The following is an 18,308-nucleotide window of genomic DNA, read 5'->3' as shown; positions in this document are numbered from 1 at the left end:
CCGGGCAGCTATCTCGCCGCACCGGGCCGGGACGGAACCAATCCCGGCGCCGATTTCCTGCGCGTCGCTCTGGTGGACGACCTGCCGGCCACCGAGGACGGGCTCAGCCGTATTGCCGACATTCTGCATCCGGCCCTGAGGGGCCGAACGAGGGCTTGAGACCATGCGGTCATCGCGTACCGAAGCCTCCCTGCCGATGGATACCGACCTGCGCCAGATCGTGACGCGATCACGGCCGGCGACGACGATGCCGAGGACGAGGACGGCGGCGACGCCAGCGGGCTGGAGGAATCGGCCGATCTCTACGACCGCGCAGTGGCGGTGGTGATGAAGGACAAGAAGGCCTCCACCTCCTACGTGCAGCGCCGCCTCCAGATCGGCTACAATCGCGCCGCCTCGCTGATCGAACGGATGGAGAAGGAGGGCATCGTCGGCCCCGCCAACCATGCCGGCAAGCGTGAGATCCTGATCGGCAGCCACGACGACTGAGGCTTTCGGGGGCGATCCTCTTCGCCCCCGCCACCGCCCGCGCGCCCCGGCGCCGGGACGGCGCGCAACGGCCGCAGTCTTGCCATGCCGTCCGGTTAGTCGAGTAGCAGTGCCGTCCTGATCAGTGCCATTGTGATCAGTGCCATCATGATCAGCGTCTTCGTGACCCGCGTCTTCGTGAACTGACCGCCTCGGGCGAGGCGCACGGCCTTCCGTGCGACCACCCGGCGCCTATCGAGGGAACCCGATCCATGCGGAACATCCGCCCGTTTCTCGCCGCCGCAGCCGCCGGCCTCCTCCTCGGCGCCAGCACGCTCGCCGCCGTCGGCCAGCAGGCCAAGCCCGAGACGCCGTTCTCGATCTTCCCCTTCGGCAACTCGACGCCCGCCGTCCAGCCGGCCAAGCTCAATCAGGTGCAGAAGGACGCGGTCGGCCTGATCAACAAGTATTTCAACAACGTCAAGACCATGGCCGGCGCCTTCGTGCAGTTCGGGCCGGACGGCCAGCGCACCGAGGGCCAGTTCTTCCTGTCCAAGCCGGGCAAGATCAAGTTCCTCTACGCCAAGCCGTCGACGCTGGAGGTCACCGCGGACGGGACCGACGTGGTCGTGTTCGACCGGAAGAACCAGACCAAGGATCTCTACCCGCTCGGCAAGACGCCGCTGCGCTTCCTGCTCTCCGAACAGCTCGACCTGACCTCGGAAGCGACCGTCACCAAGGTGTCGGTCGAGCCGGACCTGGTCTCGGTGGTGCTGGAGCAGTCGACCGTGTTCGGCGACGGCCGCCTGACGCTGGTGTTCGACCGCAAGTCGAGCGAACTGAAGCAGTGGACCGTCACCGACGCGCAGGGCTACGACACCGCGGTGGCGATCTACAACACGGTCGCCAACCAGCCGGTCGACGAGAAGCTGTTCAAGATCGACCGGACCCGCATCCTGCAGTGATGCCGGGGCGGTCGGTCCCGGATCGCCCGCATGGGCGGGCGGTCCCGCCCGCCGCCGGGAGCGTTGCCCATACGATATGGTGCTGTAATCTGAGGAGACTTTGCGGAAGCGCGAGGCGCAGATTGCGGCGAGGTTTGCGTGTTTCGAGAGTTGCCACCGATTCGCGCCAGAATGGCGCATGCGACGGATTCCGGATGGCTGGTCGACTGGTGGCGGCGGTTCTGCCCAAGTTCCTGCCTGCGTCGGCCGAATGCGATCGCCGGGCTGCTCGCATCCGATACGATCAAGGCGGGCTGTACCGAAATCCTCGGCCCGGACGGCGTCTGGACACCGGTCGCCGCGGGGGTGTCGTGCTTTGCCGATCCGACGACGATCGACGCGTATCTGGCGGATCCGGTCCCCAATCTGGCGGCGCATCTGCTGGATCGGTTCCATGCCGGCGAACCCGGCATCCTGCTCGGTCCGCCTGAAATCGCCCGCGCCAATGCGGCGCGGCGGCTCAATCTCGTCACTCTGGTCTATCTCCAGTCGCCGACCGACCCGGCCGAGCGGCTTGCCGGGCTGATCGGCTCGAAATCGATGGAGCATTTCATCAGGACCCACCGCGGCTATGGCCTGGCGCGCATGCTGCGCGAGGACCCCGTCCTGTTCGAGGAGGGTCTTCGGCAATCCGGCATGCGCCGGCACGCGCATTTTCCCGCGGGCCACCCCTGCCGGCTGACCGGACAGGGTCTGCCGGTCGCCACCTCGGTGATGATCTACGAGCCGGAGCCCGAACAGGCCGTCCTGCAGGCCTCGGCCGCGTCCCTCCTGTTCGCCACCAAGCCGCCGCGCCTCGGGCTGACCCCGGCGCAGAGCCGCATGCTGGCCCTCGCGGCCGACGGGCTTGCCGACGAGGAGATCGCCGAGGTGCTCGGGATCGCCGTCGATACCGTGAAGAAGGGCTGGCGCGGCATCTTCGATCGCGCGGCAACGGCTCTGCCGGGCCTGTTCGGCAGCGCCGAGCTGCGCAGTGGCGTGCGCGGCGCCGGCAAGAGGCGGCGGATCATCGCCTATGTGCAGGATCAGCCTGAAGAGCTGCGACCCTACGCGTCCGGCGGCACGGAGGCGACGGCGGCACTCCCCTAATTGGGGAATTGCCGGTGTGCGCACGCCTGTCCGACACTGTCGGCAGCCTTCAGAGGGCAGCCTTCAGAGGATTGCCGATGCCGACGCCTTCGACATGCCGGTCGCGACGATACCTGTCGGCAGGCGCGACCCTGTTGCTGTCGGGCCTGCTTCTGTCACCCGCTGCCACCTCCGCGCAGACGGCCGGAAAGGCCCCGGCGGTGCTCGACCTGCCCGCACCGGCAGCCGTCAAGGGCCGCGCAGGGCGCTTCCAGATGGCGAACGGAACCAGCGCGGCCGCCCCGACCGTCTACCGGGTGCCGCGCGCCCAGATCCACGCCCCGGTCGCCGTCATCGTGGCGACCCGACGCCCCGAACGGCCGCTCGCGGTCGACATTCTGAAGTTCGAGAACGGCAAGGCCGACCAGACCGGCAGGACCGACGCCCGCGGCGTCGCGGTCTTCCGGTTTCGGACAGAGGGCGAGTTTCTGGTCCGCATCGCCGCGGCTGCACCGGGGGAACCGTTCGACCTGATGATCTGGCACGGCGAAGAGGCCGCGGTTCCGATCCCGCCGGCCTATCGGTTCGCGCCTCGGGAGGCGACCGCGAAATGAAGACCAATTCGTCTTCGTCGGTCCGACGCCTTAGCCGGGGGGCCGCTGTTCCGGCGCTCTTTTCGCTCGCCATGGCGGTGTCGGCCGCCGTCCCGGCCTTCGGTCAGAACCGTCTCGATACGATCGTCGAGAATTTTCTGAACACCAACGAGGCCGTACCCTGGGATCAGATCACCGGCAGCTTCGACACGGCGCGCGGATGGGGCGAGTTGCGCGACAGCATCCCGCCGCTGAACGCCGCCGACTCCGCTGCCGAACCGGACCTGTCGCCGGCCGGCATGCCGCAGGTGCCGCTCAGCTGTCCCATCGAGCCCGAGCCCGTCAACACGCCGCGGCAGCCGGACTCGGCGCGCGACGGCTGCGAGCCCTGCTTTCGCGAAGCCATCCGCAAGCTCGATTTCAATCGCCGCATTTTCGAACGGCTGCGCGCGATCGGCAGCTCGACCATCACCATGACCAAGAAGGCGATCGCTTTCGGCGATTCCTCCTCCGGCATCCACGCCGTCGTCGGTCTGGAATGGAGCACGGCCGTCAAGCCGAAGATCGAGCAGTCACAGCGGGAGTTCAAAAGCGCCTATTCGGCAAAGTACCGCGAATTGATGCACAGCCTCGAAGCGAACCTGCGCGATCTCGGGCGCTGCGAGGAACGCTATTTCAACAATCGGGACTGGTACGCGCGGCAGGGATACATGCTCTACAGCTTCATGGAGCATCGATACTCGCCGGATCTCGTCATCAACATCGACTAAGCAAGAGCGGAGACGGACCATGTCGTTTCGCCTGGGTGTCGCCGCCCTCCTGCTGGCCGCCGCCATCGCGGGTCCGGCCCGCGGGACGGAGGTTGAGGAAGAGGTCGCGCAGTGCCGCAAGACCTGCCTCCGGCAATGCGGCGTCCAGTTCCAGGGCTGTCTGCGCGCCGTCGCCGCGCCGGCGCCGGGGCAGCAGGCCGATCGCCCGGCCCGCCAGCAGGCGCAATGTGCCAAGGCGCGGGCGAGTTGCCAGAAGTCCTGCGACACGGACTGCAACACCTGAACCGGCGCCTCGCCCGGCGGTGCCCGAGCGCGCCGTCCGGCCTCCGCCCATCACCACCCTGTCCGTTTCCGCTTCGGAGAGCGATGCCATGTCCTGGTCGCCCTATTGCGTTGCCCTTTTCGCCGCCGTCCTGGCCGGAGCCGGTTGCGCCGTCGCACAAACCCCATCCGCCGCCCCGGCGGGCGGCAGCGCGGACACGGAGGCGGCCGTCATCCTGATCCTGGATGCGTCCGGGTCCATGAAGGGACGGGTACAAGGCCGAACCAAGTGGGACGTCGCCCGCGAGACGGTCGGCAAGGTCCTGAACGAGTTGCCGCCGGATCGCGAGATCGGCCTGATGGCCTACGGCCACAAGGGCGGCAAGTGCAACGACATCGAACTTCTGACGCCGCCCGCAAAGGGCGCCGGGCCGGCGATCATCCAACGGATCGGGTCGTTGCAGCCGCGCGGCGAAACGCCCCTGACGGAATCCGTGCGGCAGGCTGCCAAGGCTTTGAAGTATCAGGATAAGCCGGCCACCGTGGTGATCGTCACCGACGGCATCGAATCCTGCAAGGGCGACCCCTGTGCCCTGGCGCGGGACCTGGCGACGGACGGCATCGACTTCACCGCCCATGTGATCGGCTTCGGCCTGTCCGAGAAGGAGGGTGCGGCCGTCGCCTGCCTCGCGCAGAATACCGGAGGCCTCTATATCGCGGCGAACGATGCCGATCAGTTGAAGGACGCCTTGCAGAAGACCGTGGTCGAAGCGCCGGTGGACGTGCCGGATCCGCAACCGAAGCCGGCACCGCCTCCGGTCCCTGCTCCGGCCCCGGCTCCGGTGGTTGCTCCGCCGCCTTCGCCGCCGGCCGCCAAGCCGAGCCTGTTTTCGGCCGAGTTCAAGAATGGCGTCGACCTTTCGAAATGGGAGATCGTGAACGAAAACAAGAGCCGCTATGGGGTGATGGACGGTCGCTGGGTGGTCGCCGGGACCCGCAACGGCATGCTCGACAATCCGAAGAAGGAGAATCTGCTGCTCGCCAAGACGGAGGTGCCGCAAGGGGATTTCGATCTCGTCGCCGAGTTCACCGCCACGATGGGCGAGGGTACCTCGCATGTCTCGATCGGCATCTATCGGGACGAGAAGAATTTCGTCGAGGCCGGCTTCTGGCGCGATGCGACCTACAACACTCTCGATCTCGGCGTGCGGCGGCTGGCCGACGGTCAGGCGACCGAGCAGCGCAGCTCGGTCGGCGCGATCGGTCCCTGGCACCGCAAGGCGGATGCCGGCTCGCCGACCATGAAGCATATCGACGCTCAGGGCGTGCGCCTGACGCTGTCCAGACGCGGCATCAAGGTCTTCGCGGCGCTCGAATATCTCGGCAACCCGCCGCGCGACGGCGAGTACAAGGGGCCGGTCGTCTCCAAGGAGGTCTCGATCTTCGGTCTCGAGGGCCGTCTCGCCTTCAAGGCCGGCGTCTGGGGCTGCACCTTCGACTTCCAGCCCTGCGGCGAGAACATCGTCCGCCTCGACAAGGTCGAACTGCGCACACCGTGACGGCCCGGGCCCGGAAGCCCCCGTCACTGGAAGTTTCGCCCCTTGGGCATCACCTTGCGGGTGGCATCGGCCAGGGCGGCGAAATCCTCCTTCAGGGCCGGCACCTCGGCGACCAGGCGCTGCAGGCGGCTGGCCGGCTTGATCTTCTCGCGCATGTCGGCCTGCGGCCGCTTGACCTCGTCGGCATTGGCGAGCGCCTCCAGGTCGCCGGCATCGGCGGACAGCAGACCGAGCAGCGGCGTCAGGTCGAGGAGCCGTTCGGCGACGATGTGGATGACGCCGGATTGGCTCTGCAGCCGGCCGTCGACGGCGATGAGCCGGGCGCCGAGCACGGTCGGACGGTCGGTCTCGAAGACCTTCGGCCAGACGATCACATTGGCGACGCCGGCCTCGTCCTCGAGCGTCATGAAGATCACCCCCTTGGCCGAGCCGGGCCGCTGGCGCACCAGGACCAGCCCGGCGACGCGCAGCCGTGTGCCGTTGTGCGCGGCGTCTAGCCGGTCGGCGCGAGTGACGCGCAGCGCGTCGAGCCGCTGGCGCAGGAAGCTGAGCGGATGGGCCTTCAGGGAGAGCGACAGGAAGCGGTAGTCGTTGACCACCTGCTCGCCGGGCGGCATCGGCGGCAGGGCGACATCGGGCTCGCGCTCGCGCGCCGGGGTCGCGACGGCATCGAACAGCGGCAGGCGCGCCGCCTCGCCGCCGGCCTGCAGGCCGCGGGCGGCCCAGAGCGCGATGCGCCGGTCGAGCCCGAGCGAGCGGAACGCGTCGGCATCGGCCAGCCGCTCCAGGGCCGCGCGATCGAGCCCGGTGCGCAGCCAGAGATCGCGCACCGAATCGTAGCCCCGGCCGCGCCGCTCGACCAGCCGGCGCATGTCGGCCTCGGCGAGACCCTTCACCTGCCGGAAGCCGAGCCGGAGCGCATGGGTCGACCAGATGTGATCGACCATGGCGGCGTGGCGCGCATGCAGCCGCTCGGCGGCATGCGGCCCACGTTCCAGCTTGTTGTCCCAGTCGGACAGGTTGACGTCGACCGGCCGCACCTCGACGCCGTGCTCGCGGGCGTCGCGCACGATCTGGGCCGGGGCGTAGAAGCCCATCGGCTGGGCGTTGAGCAGCGCCGCCGCGAAGGCATCCGGATAGTGGCATTTGAGCCAGGCCGAGGCATAGACCAAGAGCGCGAAGCTGGCCGCATGGCTCTCCGGGAAGCCATATTCGCCGAAGCCCTCGATCTGGCGGAAGCAGCGTTCGGCGAAAGCCCGATCGTAGCCGCGGGCGGCCATGCCCTCGATCATCTTCTGCTGGAACGACCCGATCGTGCCGACCCGCCGGAAGGTCGCCATGGCGCGGCGCAGCTTGTCGGCCTCGGCAGGCGTGAAGCCGGCCGCCACGATGGCGATCTGCATCGCCTGCTCCTGGAACAGGGGCACGCCGAGCGTCTTGCCGAGCACCTTTTCGAGATCCTTAGACGGATAACGAACGGGCTCCAACTTCTGACGCCGGCGCAGATACGGATGCACCATGTCGCCCTGGATCGGCCCGGGCCGCACGATGGCGACCTCGATGACCAGGTCGTAGAAGGTCGCGGGCTTCAGCCGCGGCAGCATGGTCATCTGCGCGCGGCTCTCGATCTGGAACACGCCGATCGTGTCGGCGCGCTGGATCATCGCATAGGTCTCCGGATCCTCGGCCGGGATGCCGGCGATCGTGAGCGGGCGGCCGTAATGGCGGCGGACCAGCTCGAAGGCCTTGCCGATGCAGGTCAGCATGCCGAGCGCCAGGATGTCGATCTTGAGGATGCCGAGGGCGTCGAGATCGTCCTTGTCCCATTCGATGACGGTGCGATCCTCCATGGCGGCATTCTGGATCGGCACGACCTCGTCGAGCCGGCCGCGGGTGATGACGAAGCCGCCGACATGCTGCGACAGATGGCGCGGGAAGCCCGAGATCTCGGCCGTGATCGCGCGGATGTTGGCGATGGTGGTGTCGGCCGGATCGAGCCCGACGCGGGCGACCTCGCCGGCCTCGACCGGTTTCGACGACCAGCCCCAGATGGTGCCGGCGAGCTTGTCGACGGCATCCTCGGACAGCCCGAAGGCCTTGCCGACCTCGCGCACGGCCGAGCGCGCCCGGTAGGAGATCACCGTGGCGGCCAGCCCGGCGCGCTCGCGACCGTATTTGGCATAGATATACTGGATCACCTCCTCGCGCCGCTCGTGCTCGAAATCCACGTCGATGTCGGGCGGTTCGCGCCGCTCCGGGCTGACGAAGCGCTCGAACAGCAGGTCGGCGCGGTCGGGATCGACCTCGGTGATGCCGAGGCAGAAGCAGACCGCCGAATTGGCCGCCGAGCCGCGCCCCTGGGCGAGGATGCCGCGGCTGCGGGCGAAGCGGACGATGTCGTGGACGGTGAGGAAATAGGGCGCATAGCCGAGCGTGGCGATGATGCCGAATTCATGCTCGATGGCGCGGGCGACCTTCTCGGGAATGCCCTGCGGATAGCGCTGGGCGGCGCCCTCGCGGGTCAGGCGGACCAGCGCCTCCTGCGGGCTGGCATCGCCGCCGGTCGGCTCCTCCGGATATTCGTAGCGCAGTTCGCTCAACGAGAATCTCAACTGCTCGAACACCGCGGCGGTCTCGGCCACGGCCTGCGGGCAGTCGCGGAACAGCCGCGCCATGGCGGCCGCATCCTTCAGGTGGCGCTCGGCATTGACGGCGAGGCGGCGGCCGGCCGTGGCCAGATCGACATGCTCGCGGATGCAGGTGAGCACGTCGGCAAGCGGCCGGCGCTCCGGGACATGCTGGGTCACGTCGCCGATCGCCAGCAGCCGGATGCCGGCCTCCCGGCCGATCGCCATGGCGGCGGCGAGGCGGCGGCGATCGCCGGCGCCATACTGGAGCGCGACGGCGAGGCGGACGCGCTCGCGGCCGAACGCCGCCCGCAGCGCATCGAGCGTGGCGGCCAGGGCGCGGCCCTCCGGCCCGGCCAGCCGGCGGCCGGCGACGGGAGCGAGGATCAGGCCCTCGCCCCAGGCGAGCAGATCGTCGAGGGTCAGATGGCACTGTCCCTTCGGCGCGCGCCGGTTGCCGAGGGTGAGCAGGCGGCAGAGCCGGCCATAGGCGGCCCGGTCGGTCGGCCAGGCCAGGATGTCGGGCGTCCCGGCCGACCGGTCGGAAGCGGCCAGGATCGCGCTCCCACGCCCGCCCCGCCCCGGCCGGTCGCCGCCGCCCGCCTGTTCGCCATCGATCAAGCCCTCCCCGAAGACCAGGCGACAGCCGACGCGGAACGGCGTGCCGGTCTCCTGGGCGGCCATATGGGCGCGCACCACGCCGGCGAGCGAATTGCGGTCGGCGACCGCGAAGCCGGCGAGCCCGAGCGTCGCCGCCGCGACCGCCATCTCCTCCGGATGGCTCGCCCCGCGCAGGAAGGAGAAGTTGGTCGCGACCGCCAGCTCGGCATAGGCCGGCCCTGCCGGTCCGGTCGGACTCGACCGCGTCGTCATGCGAACAGACCCTGCAGATACCAGCGCGGCCGCGCCGTCTCGCGTTCGTAGAGACCCTCCCGGAAGACCCAGAAGCGCCGGCCGGACCGGTCCTCGACGCGGAAATAGTCGCGCGTCAGCCCGGGTGTGCCGGGCGGCAGGGCCTCAGGTATGTTCATGGATTGTTCTTGGTTTCGGCCGTTCGGACCGGCCCCCGCGGCGGCGGCCGCCACCCCATAACCCCGCGGCGGCTCCGGTGATCGCCCCCCAGCCGCGGCATGCCCTTCGGGCGACGACGCGGGGCGATCGCGCGGAGGCCCATCCGCGCGCGTGACCGCACGATCTACCGGACCCGTATCGCCACGCAGCACGGGTCGATCCACCGCGCCCGCATCGCCACGGGGCACGGGGCGATCGGTCGAGCGGGGGTCGCCGCGGGGGACGAGGCGCTCGGCGGCATGGAGTTCGCCCGAGGTGCGCGACGGCACCCGCTGGCGCGGCCCGACACCCGGTTGGCCCGCACCCGGTTGGCCCGCACCCGGCGGGGCGGCGGCCGGATGGGCGACACCGGCCGGGGGCGCGGCAGTGGCCTGTCCGGAGGCGCCGAGCCAAGGCCTGGCGCCGCCCGACGGAGCACCGGAATTGGCCTCTGCCGACGCGCCGGCCGAGGCGGCGGCCTCCGGGGCGGCAACGCCCTCCGGACCGGCCGGCGCCTCGTCCGGGCCGGCAGCCGCTTGCGCCAGCGGCAGGCGCCACCATTCGGCGGCGATGCGCTCGGGGCCCTCGTAGCGGGTGATGTCGTAGGTGGCCCGGCGCCAACGGAAGCGGATCGGCGGACCCTCCGGTACGGCGGCGACCGCCTCGATCGGCTCCGGCCGCTCGAACAGGCGCAGCGGCCGGTCGACCGCCTCCTCGGCCTCCGGGCGCGCTTCCGCCGTCCAGGCCGCATCGGCCTCCGCGCCGATCGCAGCCGCCGGGACCAGCGCGGCGGCGGCCTCCGGAATATGGGTCTCCTCCGGCACGGCCCGGCGCACCCGGCCGAGCCCGAGCCGGGCGCCGAGCCGGTCGACCAGATGGGCGAGATCGGCCGAGGCCTCGGCGCTGCCGGCGAGGTCGATCTGGGCCGGATCGTCCCGGTCGGAGGCCGTCACGGCGAGCCGCACCGTCTCGATGCCGAAGCCGAAATCGATCGTCTCGCCCATCCGCTTCAGCTTCTCGGCGAACAGGCCGAGCACCAGCGCGGGATCGCGCAACGGCCGGCTCGCCCCGACGCCCAGCCGGGTGACCTGGCCGTCGACCCGGAACAGCGCCAGTTCCAAAGCCCGCGCCCCCTCCTGGCGCGCCTCCAGCGGAGCGGCCAGATGGCCGGCGAGCGAACGGATCACCCGCGCCACGTCGTCGACGGCCAGGATCGGTTCGGCGAAACGGCGCTCGGCGGTCAGCGCCGGCACCGGCCGGCGCGGCACGATCGGCTCGTCGGCGCGGCCGAAGGCCTGGTCGAAGCGGCGCACCAGATCGATCCCGAAGCGGCGGGCGAGCGGCGCGCGCGGCAGGTCGGCGACCGCCCCGACGGTCTTCAGACCGAGCCGGTCGAGCGCCGCCACGGTCGCGGGCGGCAGGCGCAGGGCGGCGAGCGGCAGGGGTGCCAGCGCCGCGACTTCCGTGCCGGGCGCCAGGATGCGGATGGGCGCCCCGCCGAAGCGCGCCACCGCCCAGGCCGCCCCCGCCTGGGCCGCAATGCCGATGCGGACGGCGAAGCCCTGCGCGGCGAGCCTTGCAGCCAGATCGGCCGCGAGCGCCGCCTCGCCGCCGAAGAGATGCGCCGAGCCGCCGATCTCCAGGAAGAGCCCGTCCGGGCCGGCCATGCCGAAGGCGGCCGGATCGAGCGCGACGAGCGGGGTGTAGCGGTCGCACCAGTCGGCGATCCGCTCCAGGAGCGCCTGGTCGCCCGGCGGGTCGGCCTCGGCGACCATCAGATCCGGCACCATCGCGCGGGCATCGGCCAGCCCGAGCCCGGCGGCGAGCCCGCGCGCCTCGGCGACCTCGTCGACGGCGACGAGCCGCAGCGCGCTGCCCTGCCGGCCGACCACCGCCACCGGCGGACGGGCCGGATCGGGCCGCGCCGCGCGCCCGGCGGGAGCCGGCGGCATCCAGGTCGCCTGGCCGATCCGGCGGGCAAGCCGCGTCGCCCCGGAGGCGACCGCATCGGCGGTCTCGATCAGATGCCCATCCTCCTGACGGGGCGGCGCGCCCGCCATCTTGGCGGCTGTGCCGCTCTTGGCGGCGGCGCCGCAACCGGCGGCGGAGCCGCTCCCGCCGGCTGTGCCGCAATCGGCGGCCAGATCCGAAGCCGGGGGCGGGACCGGCGCGGCGGCCGGCTCACGAGGCGCGGCCGAACGCCACGACCTGCCCCGTTCGGCGCGAATCAGCCGGTCGGTCGGCAGCCGGGTCAGGACGAGCGACAGGATGCGGCGCGGGACGGGCGAAGCGGCGGTCATGATGGTCCCATTCCAGTTCGAAGCGGCCGAGATGGCCTTCGCGATTCTTGGTCAGGTCGAGGCGCCAGACCGGCCGGCCGACGCCCTCCGTGAAGCCGCCGAGCGTGCCGGCCGGACCGCTCGCGACCGACCAGCGGGTCGCGGCCGCGCTCGCTTCCGCGGCCGCGTCGACGCGCAGGATCAGGCCGAGCACCGGCCGGTCGCGCGCCCTGAGCGCCAGACGGCGCGTCGCGGTCAGGTCGAGCGCGCGCGGATTGCCGCGGATCTCGCCGAGAACGGCCGCGACCCCGCGCGCCGCCAGCGCCTCCTCCAGCACCCAGAGCACATCGGCCGGATCGGCCGCATCGACGAACAGCCCCCGCCCCGGATCGAGCCCGAGCGCATGCAGCCCGGGCGCATGCAGCCGGCCACCCTCGCGCGGGCTCTGCCGATCGGCCGCCCAGACCACCATGCCGGCCCGGAACGCCGCCTGACGGGCCGCCAGCGCCGCCGCGAAGCCGGCCAGCGCGCCGGTCTCGCGCGTCTCTTGCGCCGTCAGTTCGTGCAAGGCCCCGAGCGGCAGCCCGCCGGCCCGGAACAGCCGGTCGAGCCCCGGCACCTCGAAGGGCAGCGCCAACCGCGCGGCCGCGCTCCCGGCCGGCGATGCCGGTCGCGGCCCGGACGGCGACGGCCGCGCCTCTGCAGGCCGCCTCGTCCCTTCGGCCTCAGCGCCGCCCGGGTCGGCATCTCCCGCCCCGCGCCCGGCCCGATCCGGCCCGGTCCCCGATCCCACAGCCGGCCCGATCTGCAGCGCCGCCGCCTGCACAGGCCCTCCCCCTCCGGCCCCATCCCCGGCCTGAGCGGACCCGGATGCCGACCCGAACGCCAACCCGGCCTGCGGCGCCCCCGCCCGTACGCGTTCCTCCGGCCCGAACTGCGCCTGCGGCGACCCAGCCTGCGCAGGATCAAGCCGCATCCCCGCCTCCGGCCGCCCCTCCAGGGCGGCGATCCGGCGGCGCAGATCGGCAATGTCGGGCCGGGCCGGGAACGCGGGTTCCATGGCGGGGAGATCCTGTTCAGCTGATATGTTCTCTATATGTTCCTATGGATTCCAGAGCCGGACCGGAGAGTCAAGGCCGCTTGGACGCGGTCGTAGCGCCCGCGTCCGAACCCCCGCCTTGTCCTCTCGATCCCACCACCGGCCCGGCCTGCCGGCCCCTTCCCCTTCGCCCCTCCGGGGAGAAGGTGCCCGAAGGGCGGATGAGGGGTGGATTTGGAAACGATTGAAAGATCAGCGGTTTGAGGTCTGTCCGGGACCGGAAATTCAGGCGTCGACCGCGGCATCGACCCCCTCATCCGCCCTTCGGGCACCTTCTCCCCCCCTTGGGGGGCGAAGGGGAAGGGACCGCGGGATTGGGGGACAGGGGACAGGGATCGGGGGACGGGGCTTGCGGGATCGGGACCGGCTTGGGGCTGGCGGCGTCAGCGGCGCGCGGCGCGGGCGGCGCGGGCGATTTGGAGGAAGGTGTCGGACAGGGCGGCGCTGCCGAGGCCTGGGGGTTTCAGGCGGGATTGCAGCATGGCCTGGTCGAGCAGGCCGAGCGCGCGGTCGATGCGCGACTGGGTCCAGATGCCGAGCTGCCGGATGGTCGCGGGGCGGCGCTTGAAGAAGATCGGCGGGCGCTGGCCTTCCACGACGCTCTCGGTCCGCTGACCGGCATCGACCTCGGCGCGCATGCGGCTGAGCGCATGGAAATGGCGGATCACCATCAGGCCGGCGACATGGGCGGGCGTGCCGGATTTCTCCAGCTTCCACTGCACCATGTCGGCCGTGTCGAGATCACCGCCGGCGACCGCGTCGACCAGTTCGTCGACCGCGAAGGCCGAGGCGTCGCCGACGATCGCCGCCACGTCGTCGAGCGTGACCCGGCCGCGGCCATGGGCGTAGAGACAGAGCTTGGCGACCTCGCCGCGCGAGGCCATCCGGTCGGCGCCGAGCTGGGCTTCGAGCGCGTCGCGGGCGTCCGGGTCGATGGTCAGCCCGGCGCGCTTCAGCTCCTCCTCGATCAGCCGTTCCAGGGCCTGGGCATCGTCGGCGCGGCACTCGATCGCCACCGCGCGCGGATGCTCCTCGAACAGCTTGCGCAGCCCGGTGCCCTTCTTGATGTCGCCCGCCTCGACCACCACCAGCGACGGCAGGTCGGCCGCCTCGAACAGCGGCTCCAGCGCGCCGGCGACGTTGGCGCGGCCGGGCTCGCGCAGCCAGACGACGCGCCGGCCGCCGAACATGGGCATCGTGAAGGCTTCGTCGGCCAGCCGCGCCGCATCACCGACGAGATCCGACCCGGAAAGCTTGACCAGCAGGAAGGGATCGTCGACCCCGCCGGTGGCGGCCTTGACCAGCGCCCGGCCGCGCTCGGCGACGAGCCCGTCATCGGTGCCGAAGATCAGCACCAGGGCGGCGCCGGCCGGCGCCTTGCGCAGGAAGAGATCGATCTCGGAGGCGGATTTGAGGGCGACCATGCCGGGCCGCCCGGTCAGCCGTGGGTCGCGAAATAGGCCGCGATCTTGGTGCGGATGTCGACCGCGATCTGGTTGGCGGCGCGGTTCTCGGCATCGCGCTGGGCGCGCACGTTGGCGAAGCGCTGCTGCGAGAAGTCGTAGGAGACGTTGGCGAAGCTGGTGCCGGTCAGGATGGTCTTGTCGCTCGCCATGTCGACCAGCACGAAGCTGGCATTGAGCTGGACCAGATAGGCCGAGGGCGTCGTCTCCAGCCGCTCGATGCCGAGCGGCAGGGACGAATCGGTGATGCGCAGGTTCAGCCGGTAGGCCGGCTTCTCCGGCTCGCCGCCGCCATAGAAGGCGAAGATCAGCTCGTTGCGCACGCGCTGGCTGACCCGGCTGTCGGCCAGCGCCAGATCGATATGGGTCATCTTGGCCGCCGGCCCGCCGGTGCCGTCGAGCGAGCCGTAGAGCGGCCGCACATTGGAACAGGCGGCCAGCAGCGGCGCGGCGGCGCCGAGCCCGAGAAGGCCCAGCGCCCGCGTCAGCACGCGGCGGCGGTCGATCGGATCACGCGACGACATTCACGATCCTTTGCGGCACGACGATCACCTTGCGCGGCGCCTTGCCGTCGAGCGCCTTGACGACCGCCTCGTGCGCAAGCGTCGCCGCGGTCACCTCAGCCTCGCTCGCATCACGGCCGATCGTCAACTCCGCACGCTTCTTACCATTGATCTGGATCGGCAGCACGATGGTGTCGTCCACAATCAGCGCGCGGTCGGCAACCGGCCAGTCGGAGGTCGCGAGCAGGCCGTCGCGCTCCATGACCTGCCAGCACTCTTCGGCCAGATGCGGCATCATCGGCGCGATGATGCGCACCAGAATGTCGAAGGCCTCGTGCAGCGCCGCCGCGAGGCCCGCATCCGCCGCCGCGCCCTCGGCCGCCCTGGCGTCCAGCACGGCCTTCTGCAGCGTGTTGGCCAGTTCGTAGATGCGCGCCACGGCGCGGTTGAAGGCGAGCTTCTCGATGTCGTCCTCGACCGCCGCCAGCACCTTGTGGGCCGCCTTGCGCAAAGCCGTGGCGGCCGCCGAAAACTCCGCCGGGCGCGCCGGCGCCGGGCCGGAGACGAAGGGCAGCGCGTCGCCGACCATGCGCCAGATGCGCTGGACGAAGCGATGCGCGCCCTCCGCGCCGGCCTCCGTCCAGATCACGTCGCGCTCCGGCGGACTGTCGGAGAGCATGAACCAGCGCGCCGTATCGGCGCCCCAGCCGCCGATGATCTCGGTCGGGTCGACGGTGTTCTTCTTCGACTTCGACATCTTTTCGATGCCGCCGATCTCGACCGTCGCGCCGCCATCCTTCATCCGGGCGGTCCGCTTGCCGTCGATCTCGGTGATCTCGATCTCGGCCGGCGAGACCCAGCCCTCCGGCCCCTTGTAGGTCTCGTGCACCACCATGCCCTGCGTGAACAGGCCCGCGAAGGGCTCGTCCAGGCCGGCATGGCCGGTCGCCTTCATGGCGCGGGTGAAGAAGCGCGAGTAGAGCAGGTGCAGGATCGCATGCTCGATGCCGCCGATATACTGGTCGACCGGCAGCCAGGCATCGACCGCCGAGCGGGTGGTCGGCGCGGTCTCGTTCCACGGATCGGTGAAGCGGGCGAAGTACCAGGACGAATCCACGAAGGTGTCCATGGTGTCGGTCTCACGCCGCGCCGACCGGCCGCAGGACGGACAGGCGACGTGTTTCCAGGTCGGATGATGGTCGAGCGGGTTGCCGGGCCGATCGAAGGTGGCGTCGTCGGGCAGTTTCACGGGCAACTCGGCCGCCGGCACCGGCACCACCCCGCAGGCCTCGCAATGGACCATCGGGATCGGGCAGCCCCAATAGCGCTGACGCGAGATCAGCCAGTCGCGAAGGCGGAAATTCACCTGCCGGGTGCCCTGCGGGGCGCCGTCGACCTCCGTCGTCTCCAGCCGGCCGGCGACCGCATCCTTGGCGGCCTCGATCGACAGACCGTCCAGGAAGCCGGAATTGTAGAGCGTCCCCTCCCCGTCATAGGCGATGTCGCCGACCGTGAAGACGGCCGGATCGGCGCCCGGCGGCAGCACCACGGGCGTGACCGACAGGCCGTATTTGCGGGCGAAGTCGAGGTCGCGCTGGTCGTGCGCCGGGCAGCCGAAGATGGCGCCGGTGCCGTAGTCCATCAGGATGAAGTTGGCGACGAAGACCTTCAGCTCGACGCCGGGCAGGAAGGGATGCTTGACCCGCAGGCCGGTGTCGTAGCCTTCCTTCTCGGCCGTCTCCAAAACCGCCACGGAGGTGCCCATCTGGCGGCACTTCTCCTGGAAGGCGGCCAGATCCGGATCGGCCGCCCCGCAGGCCCGCGCGACCGGATGATCCGGCGCGATCGCCATGAAGGAGGCGCCGAACAGGGTGTCGGGTCGGGTGGTGAAGATCTCCAGCGTGCGGTCGCCGTTCGGCGCCGGCGCGGCGAATTCGAAGCGGACGCGCGCGCCCTCCGACTTGCCGATCCAGTTGCGCTGCATCAGGCGCACCTTGTCGGGCCAGCGGTCGAGCCCGTCCAGGGCCGCCAGCAGCTCCTCCGAATAGGCGGTGATGCGGAAGTTCCACTGCTCCAGCTCGCGCTGTTCGACCAGCGCGCCCGAACGCCAGCCGCGCCCGTCGACGACCTGCTCGTTGGCCAGCACGGTCATGTCGACCGGGTCCCAATTGACCTTCGACTTGCGCCGATAGACCAGCCCGGCCTTGAAGAAGTCGATGAACATCTTCTGCTGGTGCCGGTAGTATTCCGGCGAGCAGGTCGCGATCTCGCGCGCCCAATCGAGCGACAGGCCCATCGACTTCAGCTGCGCCCGCATGGTGGCGATATTCTCGTAGGTCCACTTGGCCGGGTGGACCTTGTTCTGCATGGCGGCATTCTCGGCCGGCAAGCCGAAGGCATCCCAGCCCATCGGGTGCAGCACGTTGAAGCCGCGGGCGCGCTTGTAGCGCGCGACCACGTCGCCCATCGTGTAGTTGCGCACATGACCCATGTGGATGCGCCCCGACGGATAGGGGAACATCTCAAGCACGTAGTAGCGCGGCCGCGGGTCTTCGTTGCGGGTGCGGAACACTTCGGCGGCGTCCCACGCCGCCTGCCATTTCGGTTCCGCTTCGCGGGGATTGTAGCGCTCGCTGGCCATGGGTTTTTTCGAAGTCCTGGACGCCTGGGACCCGCGCGGGCACGGCGCGGGATCAAGTCGAGAGACCCCGCGCGACGCGCGCGCGAGGGGGGAGGCGCGACCTTCACCAGAAACACCCGGTGAGGTCAACACCGAGAACGTCGCGTCGCGCCCGCGCTTCTGCTATGTCGGGCCGAATTCCTGCCATCGACCGCCGAGGACTGGATGAGCGCCGCCGACCGTCTCACCGAAATCCGCCACCGCATCCGCCGAGCCGAGCGGGCCACCGGCCGGCCGGAGGGCGCGGTGACGCTGGTCGCCGTCTCCAAGACCTTCCCGGCCGAGGAGATCGCCCCGGTGATCGCCGCCGGCCAGCGCGTCTTCGGCGAGAACCGCGTCCAGGAGGCCAAGGCGAAATGGCCCGGGCTCAAGGCGGCGACGCCGGAGATCGAACTGCACCTGATCGGCCCGCTGCAATCCAACAAGGCGCGCGAGGCGGTCGAACTGTTCGACGTGATCCACACCGTCGACCGCGACCGCATCGCCGAGGCGCTGGCCGCCGAGATGCGCCGGCAGGGCCGCACGCCGAAGCTGCTCGTCCAGGTCAATACCGGCCTCGAGCCGCAGAAGGCCGGCATCGACCCGCGCGAGACCGCTGCCTTCGTCGAGCGCTGCCGCAGCCAGCACGGCCTGACGATCGCCGGCCTGATGTGCATCCCCCCGGCGGAGGATGCGCCCGGCCCGCATTTCGCCCTGCTCGCCAAGCTCGGTCGGGAGTTGGCGCTGCCGCTCCTGTCGATGGGCATGTCGTCCGATTTCGAAACCGCCATCGGCCTCGGCGCGACCCATGTCCGCGTCGGCAGCGCCATCTTCGGTCACCGCGACTATGGCGCGCCCGCCGAGACATCTGCGGCCTGAACGGGAAATTCTTTCGTTTCGCCTCC

General features: G+C 70.7%; 13 protein-coding genes and 1 pseudogene. 8 read left to right on the top strand and 6 right to left on the bottom strand.

Annotation, left to right across the window (positions count from 1 at the left end):
* Nucleotides 1-222 precede the first annotated feature (222 nt).
* The 7 genes and pseudogenes from ABB55_RS28925 to ABB55_RS30355 all read left to right on the top strand — a co-directional run.
* Nucleotides 223-489 (top strand): annotated as a pseudogene (locus tag ABB55_RS28925) (DNA translocase FtsK); the annotation flags it as partial.
* A 251-nt stretch (nucleotides 490-740) separates the two neighbouring features.
* On the top strand, nucleotides 741-1,433 hold the full coding sequence (locus tag ABB55_RS13665) for an outer-membrane lipoprotein carrier protein LolA (protein ID WP_054359299.1): 693 nt from the start codon (nucleotides 741-743) through the stop codon (nucleotides 1,431-1,433).
* Nucleotides 1,434-1,604: 171 nt separating this feature from the next.
* Nucleotides 1,605-2,561, top strand: coding sequence for a helix-turn-helix transcriptional regulator (locus tag ABB55_RS13660; protein ID WP_054359298.1), 957 nt, complete (start codon nucleotides 1,605-1,607; stop codon nucleotides 2,559-2,561).
* A 77-nt stretch (nucleotides 2,562-2,638) separates the two neighbouring features.
* Entirely contained in the window at nucleotides 2,639-3,154 is a 516-nt protein-coding gene (locus tag ABB55_RS13655; protein ID WP_152982042.1) for a hypothetical protein, read from the top strand.
* A gap of 209 nt (nucleotides 3,155-3,363) precedes the next feature.
* Nucleotides 3,364-3,903, top strand: a complete 540-nt coding sequence (locus ABB55_RS30365; protein ID WP_160321233.1) for a hypothetical protein — start codon at nucleotides 3,364-3,366, stop codon at nucleotides 3,901-3,903.
* Nucleotides 3,904-3,922: 19 nt separating this feature from the next.
* Entirely contained in the window at nucleotides 3,923-4,186 is a 264-nt protein-coding gene (locus ABB55_RS30360; RefSeq protein ID WP_054359295.1) for a hypothetical protein, read from the top strand.
* An 88-nt stretch (nucleotides 4,187-4,274) separates the two neighbouring features.
* On the top strand, nucleotides 4,275-5,723 hold the full coding sequence (locus tag ABB55_RS30355) for a vWA domain-containing protein (RefSeq protein WP_054359294.1): 1,449 nt from the start codon (nucleotides 4,275-4,277) through the stop codon (nucleotides 5,721-5,723).
* Nucleotides 5,724-5,746: 23 nt separating this feature from the next.
* Here the strand turns inward: ABB55_RS30355 and ABB55_RS13635 are convergent, their stop codons facing one another.
* The 6 genes from ABB55_RS13635 to leuS all read right to left on the bottom strand — a co-directional run bounded on the left by ABB55_RS13635 (nucleotide 5,747) and on the right by leuS (nucleotide 17,385).
* Nucleotides 5,747-9,223, bottom strand: a complete 3,477-nt coding sequence (locus ABB55_RS13635; protein ID WP_054359293.1) for an error-prone DNA polymerase — start codon at nucleotides 9,221-9,223, stop codon at nucleotides 5,747-5,749.
* Entirely contained in the window at nucleotides 9,220-11,700 is a 2,481-nt protein-coding gene (locus ABB55_RS31280) for a Y-family DNA polymerase (protein WP_054359292.1), read from the bottom strand. The genes ABB55_RS13635 and ABB55_RS31280 overlap by 4 nt, the downstream gene beginning before the upstream one ends.
* On the bottom strand, nucleotides 11,582-12,316 hold the full coding sequence (locus tag ABB55_RS29765; RefSeq protein WP_152982041.1) for an ImuA family protein: 735 nt from the start codon (nucleotides 12,314-12,316) through the stop codon (nucleotides 11,582-11,584). The genes ABB55_RS31280 and ABB55_RS29765 overlap by 119 nt, the downstream gene beginning before the upstream one ends.
* 845 nt (nucleotides 12,317-13,161) lie before the next feature.
* A complete protein-coding gene (gene holA, locus ABB55_RS13625; RefSeq protein ID WP_054359291.1) occupies nucleotides 13,162-14,202 on the bottom strand; it encodes a DNA polymerase III subunit delta in 1,041 nt (346 codons plus the stop codon).
* 14 nt (nucleotides 14,203-14,216) lie between these two features.
* A complete protein-coding gene (gene lptE, locus ABB55_RS13620) occupies nucleotides 14,217-14,765 on the bottom strand; it encodes an LPS assembly lipoprotein LptE (RefSeq protein ID WP_054359290.1) in 549 nt (182 codons plus the stop codon).
* A complete protein-coding gene (gene leuS, locus ABB55_RS13615) occupies nucleotides 14,752-17,385 on the bottom strand; it encodes a leucine--tRNA ligase (RefSeq protein ID WP_054359289.1) in 2,634 nt (877 codons plus the stop codon). The genes lptE and leuS overlap by 14 nt, the downstream gene beginning before the upstream one ends.
* A 204-nt stretch (nucleotides 17,386-17,589) precedes the next feature.
* On the opposite strand from leuS, the gene ABB55_RS13610 reads away from it, so the two are divergent.
* Complete coding sequence (locus ABB55_RS13610; RefSeq protein ID WP_054359288.1) at nucleotides 17,590-18,282, top strand: YggS family pyridoxal phosphate-dependent enzyme; 693 nt, start codon at nucleotides 17,590-17,592, stop codon at nucleotides 18,280-18,282.
* Nucleotides 18,283-18,308 lie beyond the last annotated feature (26 nt).

This window comes from Prosthecodimorpha hirschii (assembly GCF_001305515.1).
GTDB classification, from domain to species: Bacteria; Pseudomonadota; Alphaproteobacteria; order Rhizobiales; family Ancalomicrobiaceae; genus Prosthecodimorpha; species Prosthecodimorpha hirschii.
The sequence above is the reverse complement of the archived record's forward strand: the minus strand, read 5'-3'. Positions and strand labels throughout refer to the sequence as shown.

Bases quoted from the DNA above. Each gene is read 5' to 3' on its own strand.
- ABB55_RS13665 (WP_054359299.1), top strand. From the start codon at position 741: ATGCGGAACATCCGCCCGTTTCTCGCCGCCGCAGCCGCCGGCCTCCTC.
- ABB55_RS13660 (WP_054359298.1), top strand. From the start codon at position 1,605: ATGGCGCATGCGACGGATTCCGGATGGCTGGTCGACTGGTGGCGGCGG.
- ABB55_RS13655 (WP_152982042.1), top strand. From the start codon at position 2,639: ATGCCGACGCCTTCGACATGCCGGTCGCGACGATACCTGTCGGCAGGC.
- ABB55_RS30360 (WP_054359295.1), top strand. From the start codon at position 3,923: ATGTCGTTTCGCCTGGGTGTCGCCGCCCTCCTGCTGGCCGCCGCCATC.
- ABB55_RS30355 (WP_054359294.1), top strand. From the start codon at position 4,275: ATGTCCTGGTCGCCCTATTGCGTTGCCCTTTTCGCCGCCGTCCTGGCC.
- ABB55_RS13635 (WP_054359293.1), bottom strand. From the start codon at position 9,223: ATGACGACGCGGTCGAGTCCGACCGGACCGGCAGGGCCGGCCTATGCC.
- ABB55_RS31280 (WP_054359292.1), bottom strand. From the start codon at position 11,700: ATGACCGCCGCTTCGCCCGTCCCGCGCCGCATCCTGTCGCTCGTCCTG.
- holA (WP_054359291.1), bottom strand. From the start codon at position 14,202: ATGGTCGCCCTCAAATCCGCCTCCGAGATCGATCTCTTCCTGCGCAAG.
- lptE (WP_054359290.1), bottom strand. From the start codon at position 14,765: ATGTCGTCGCGTGATCCGATCGACCGCCGCCGCGTGCTGACGCGGGCG.
- leuS (WP_054359289.1), bottom strand. From the start codon at position 17,385: ATGGCCAGCGAGCGCTACAATCCCCGCGAAGCGGAACCGAAATGGCAG.
- ABB55_RS13610 (WP_054359288.1), top strand. From the start codon at position 17,590: ATGAGCGCCGCCGACCGTCTCACCGAAATCCGCCACCGCATCCGCCGA.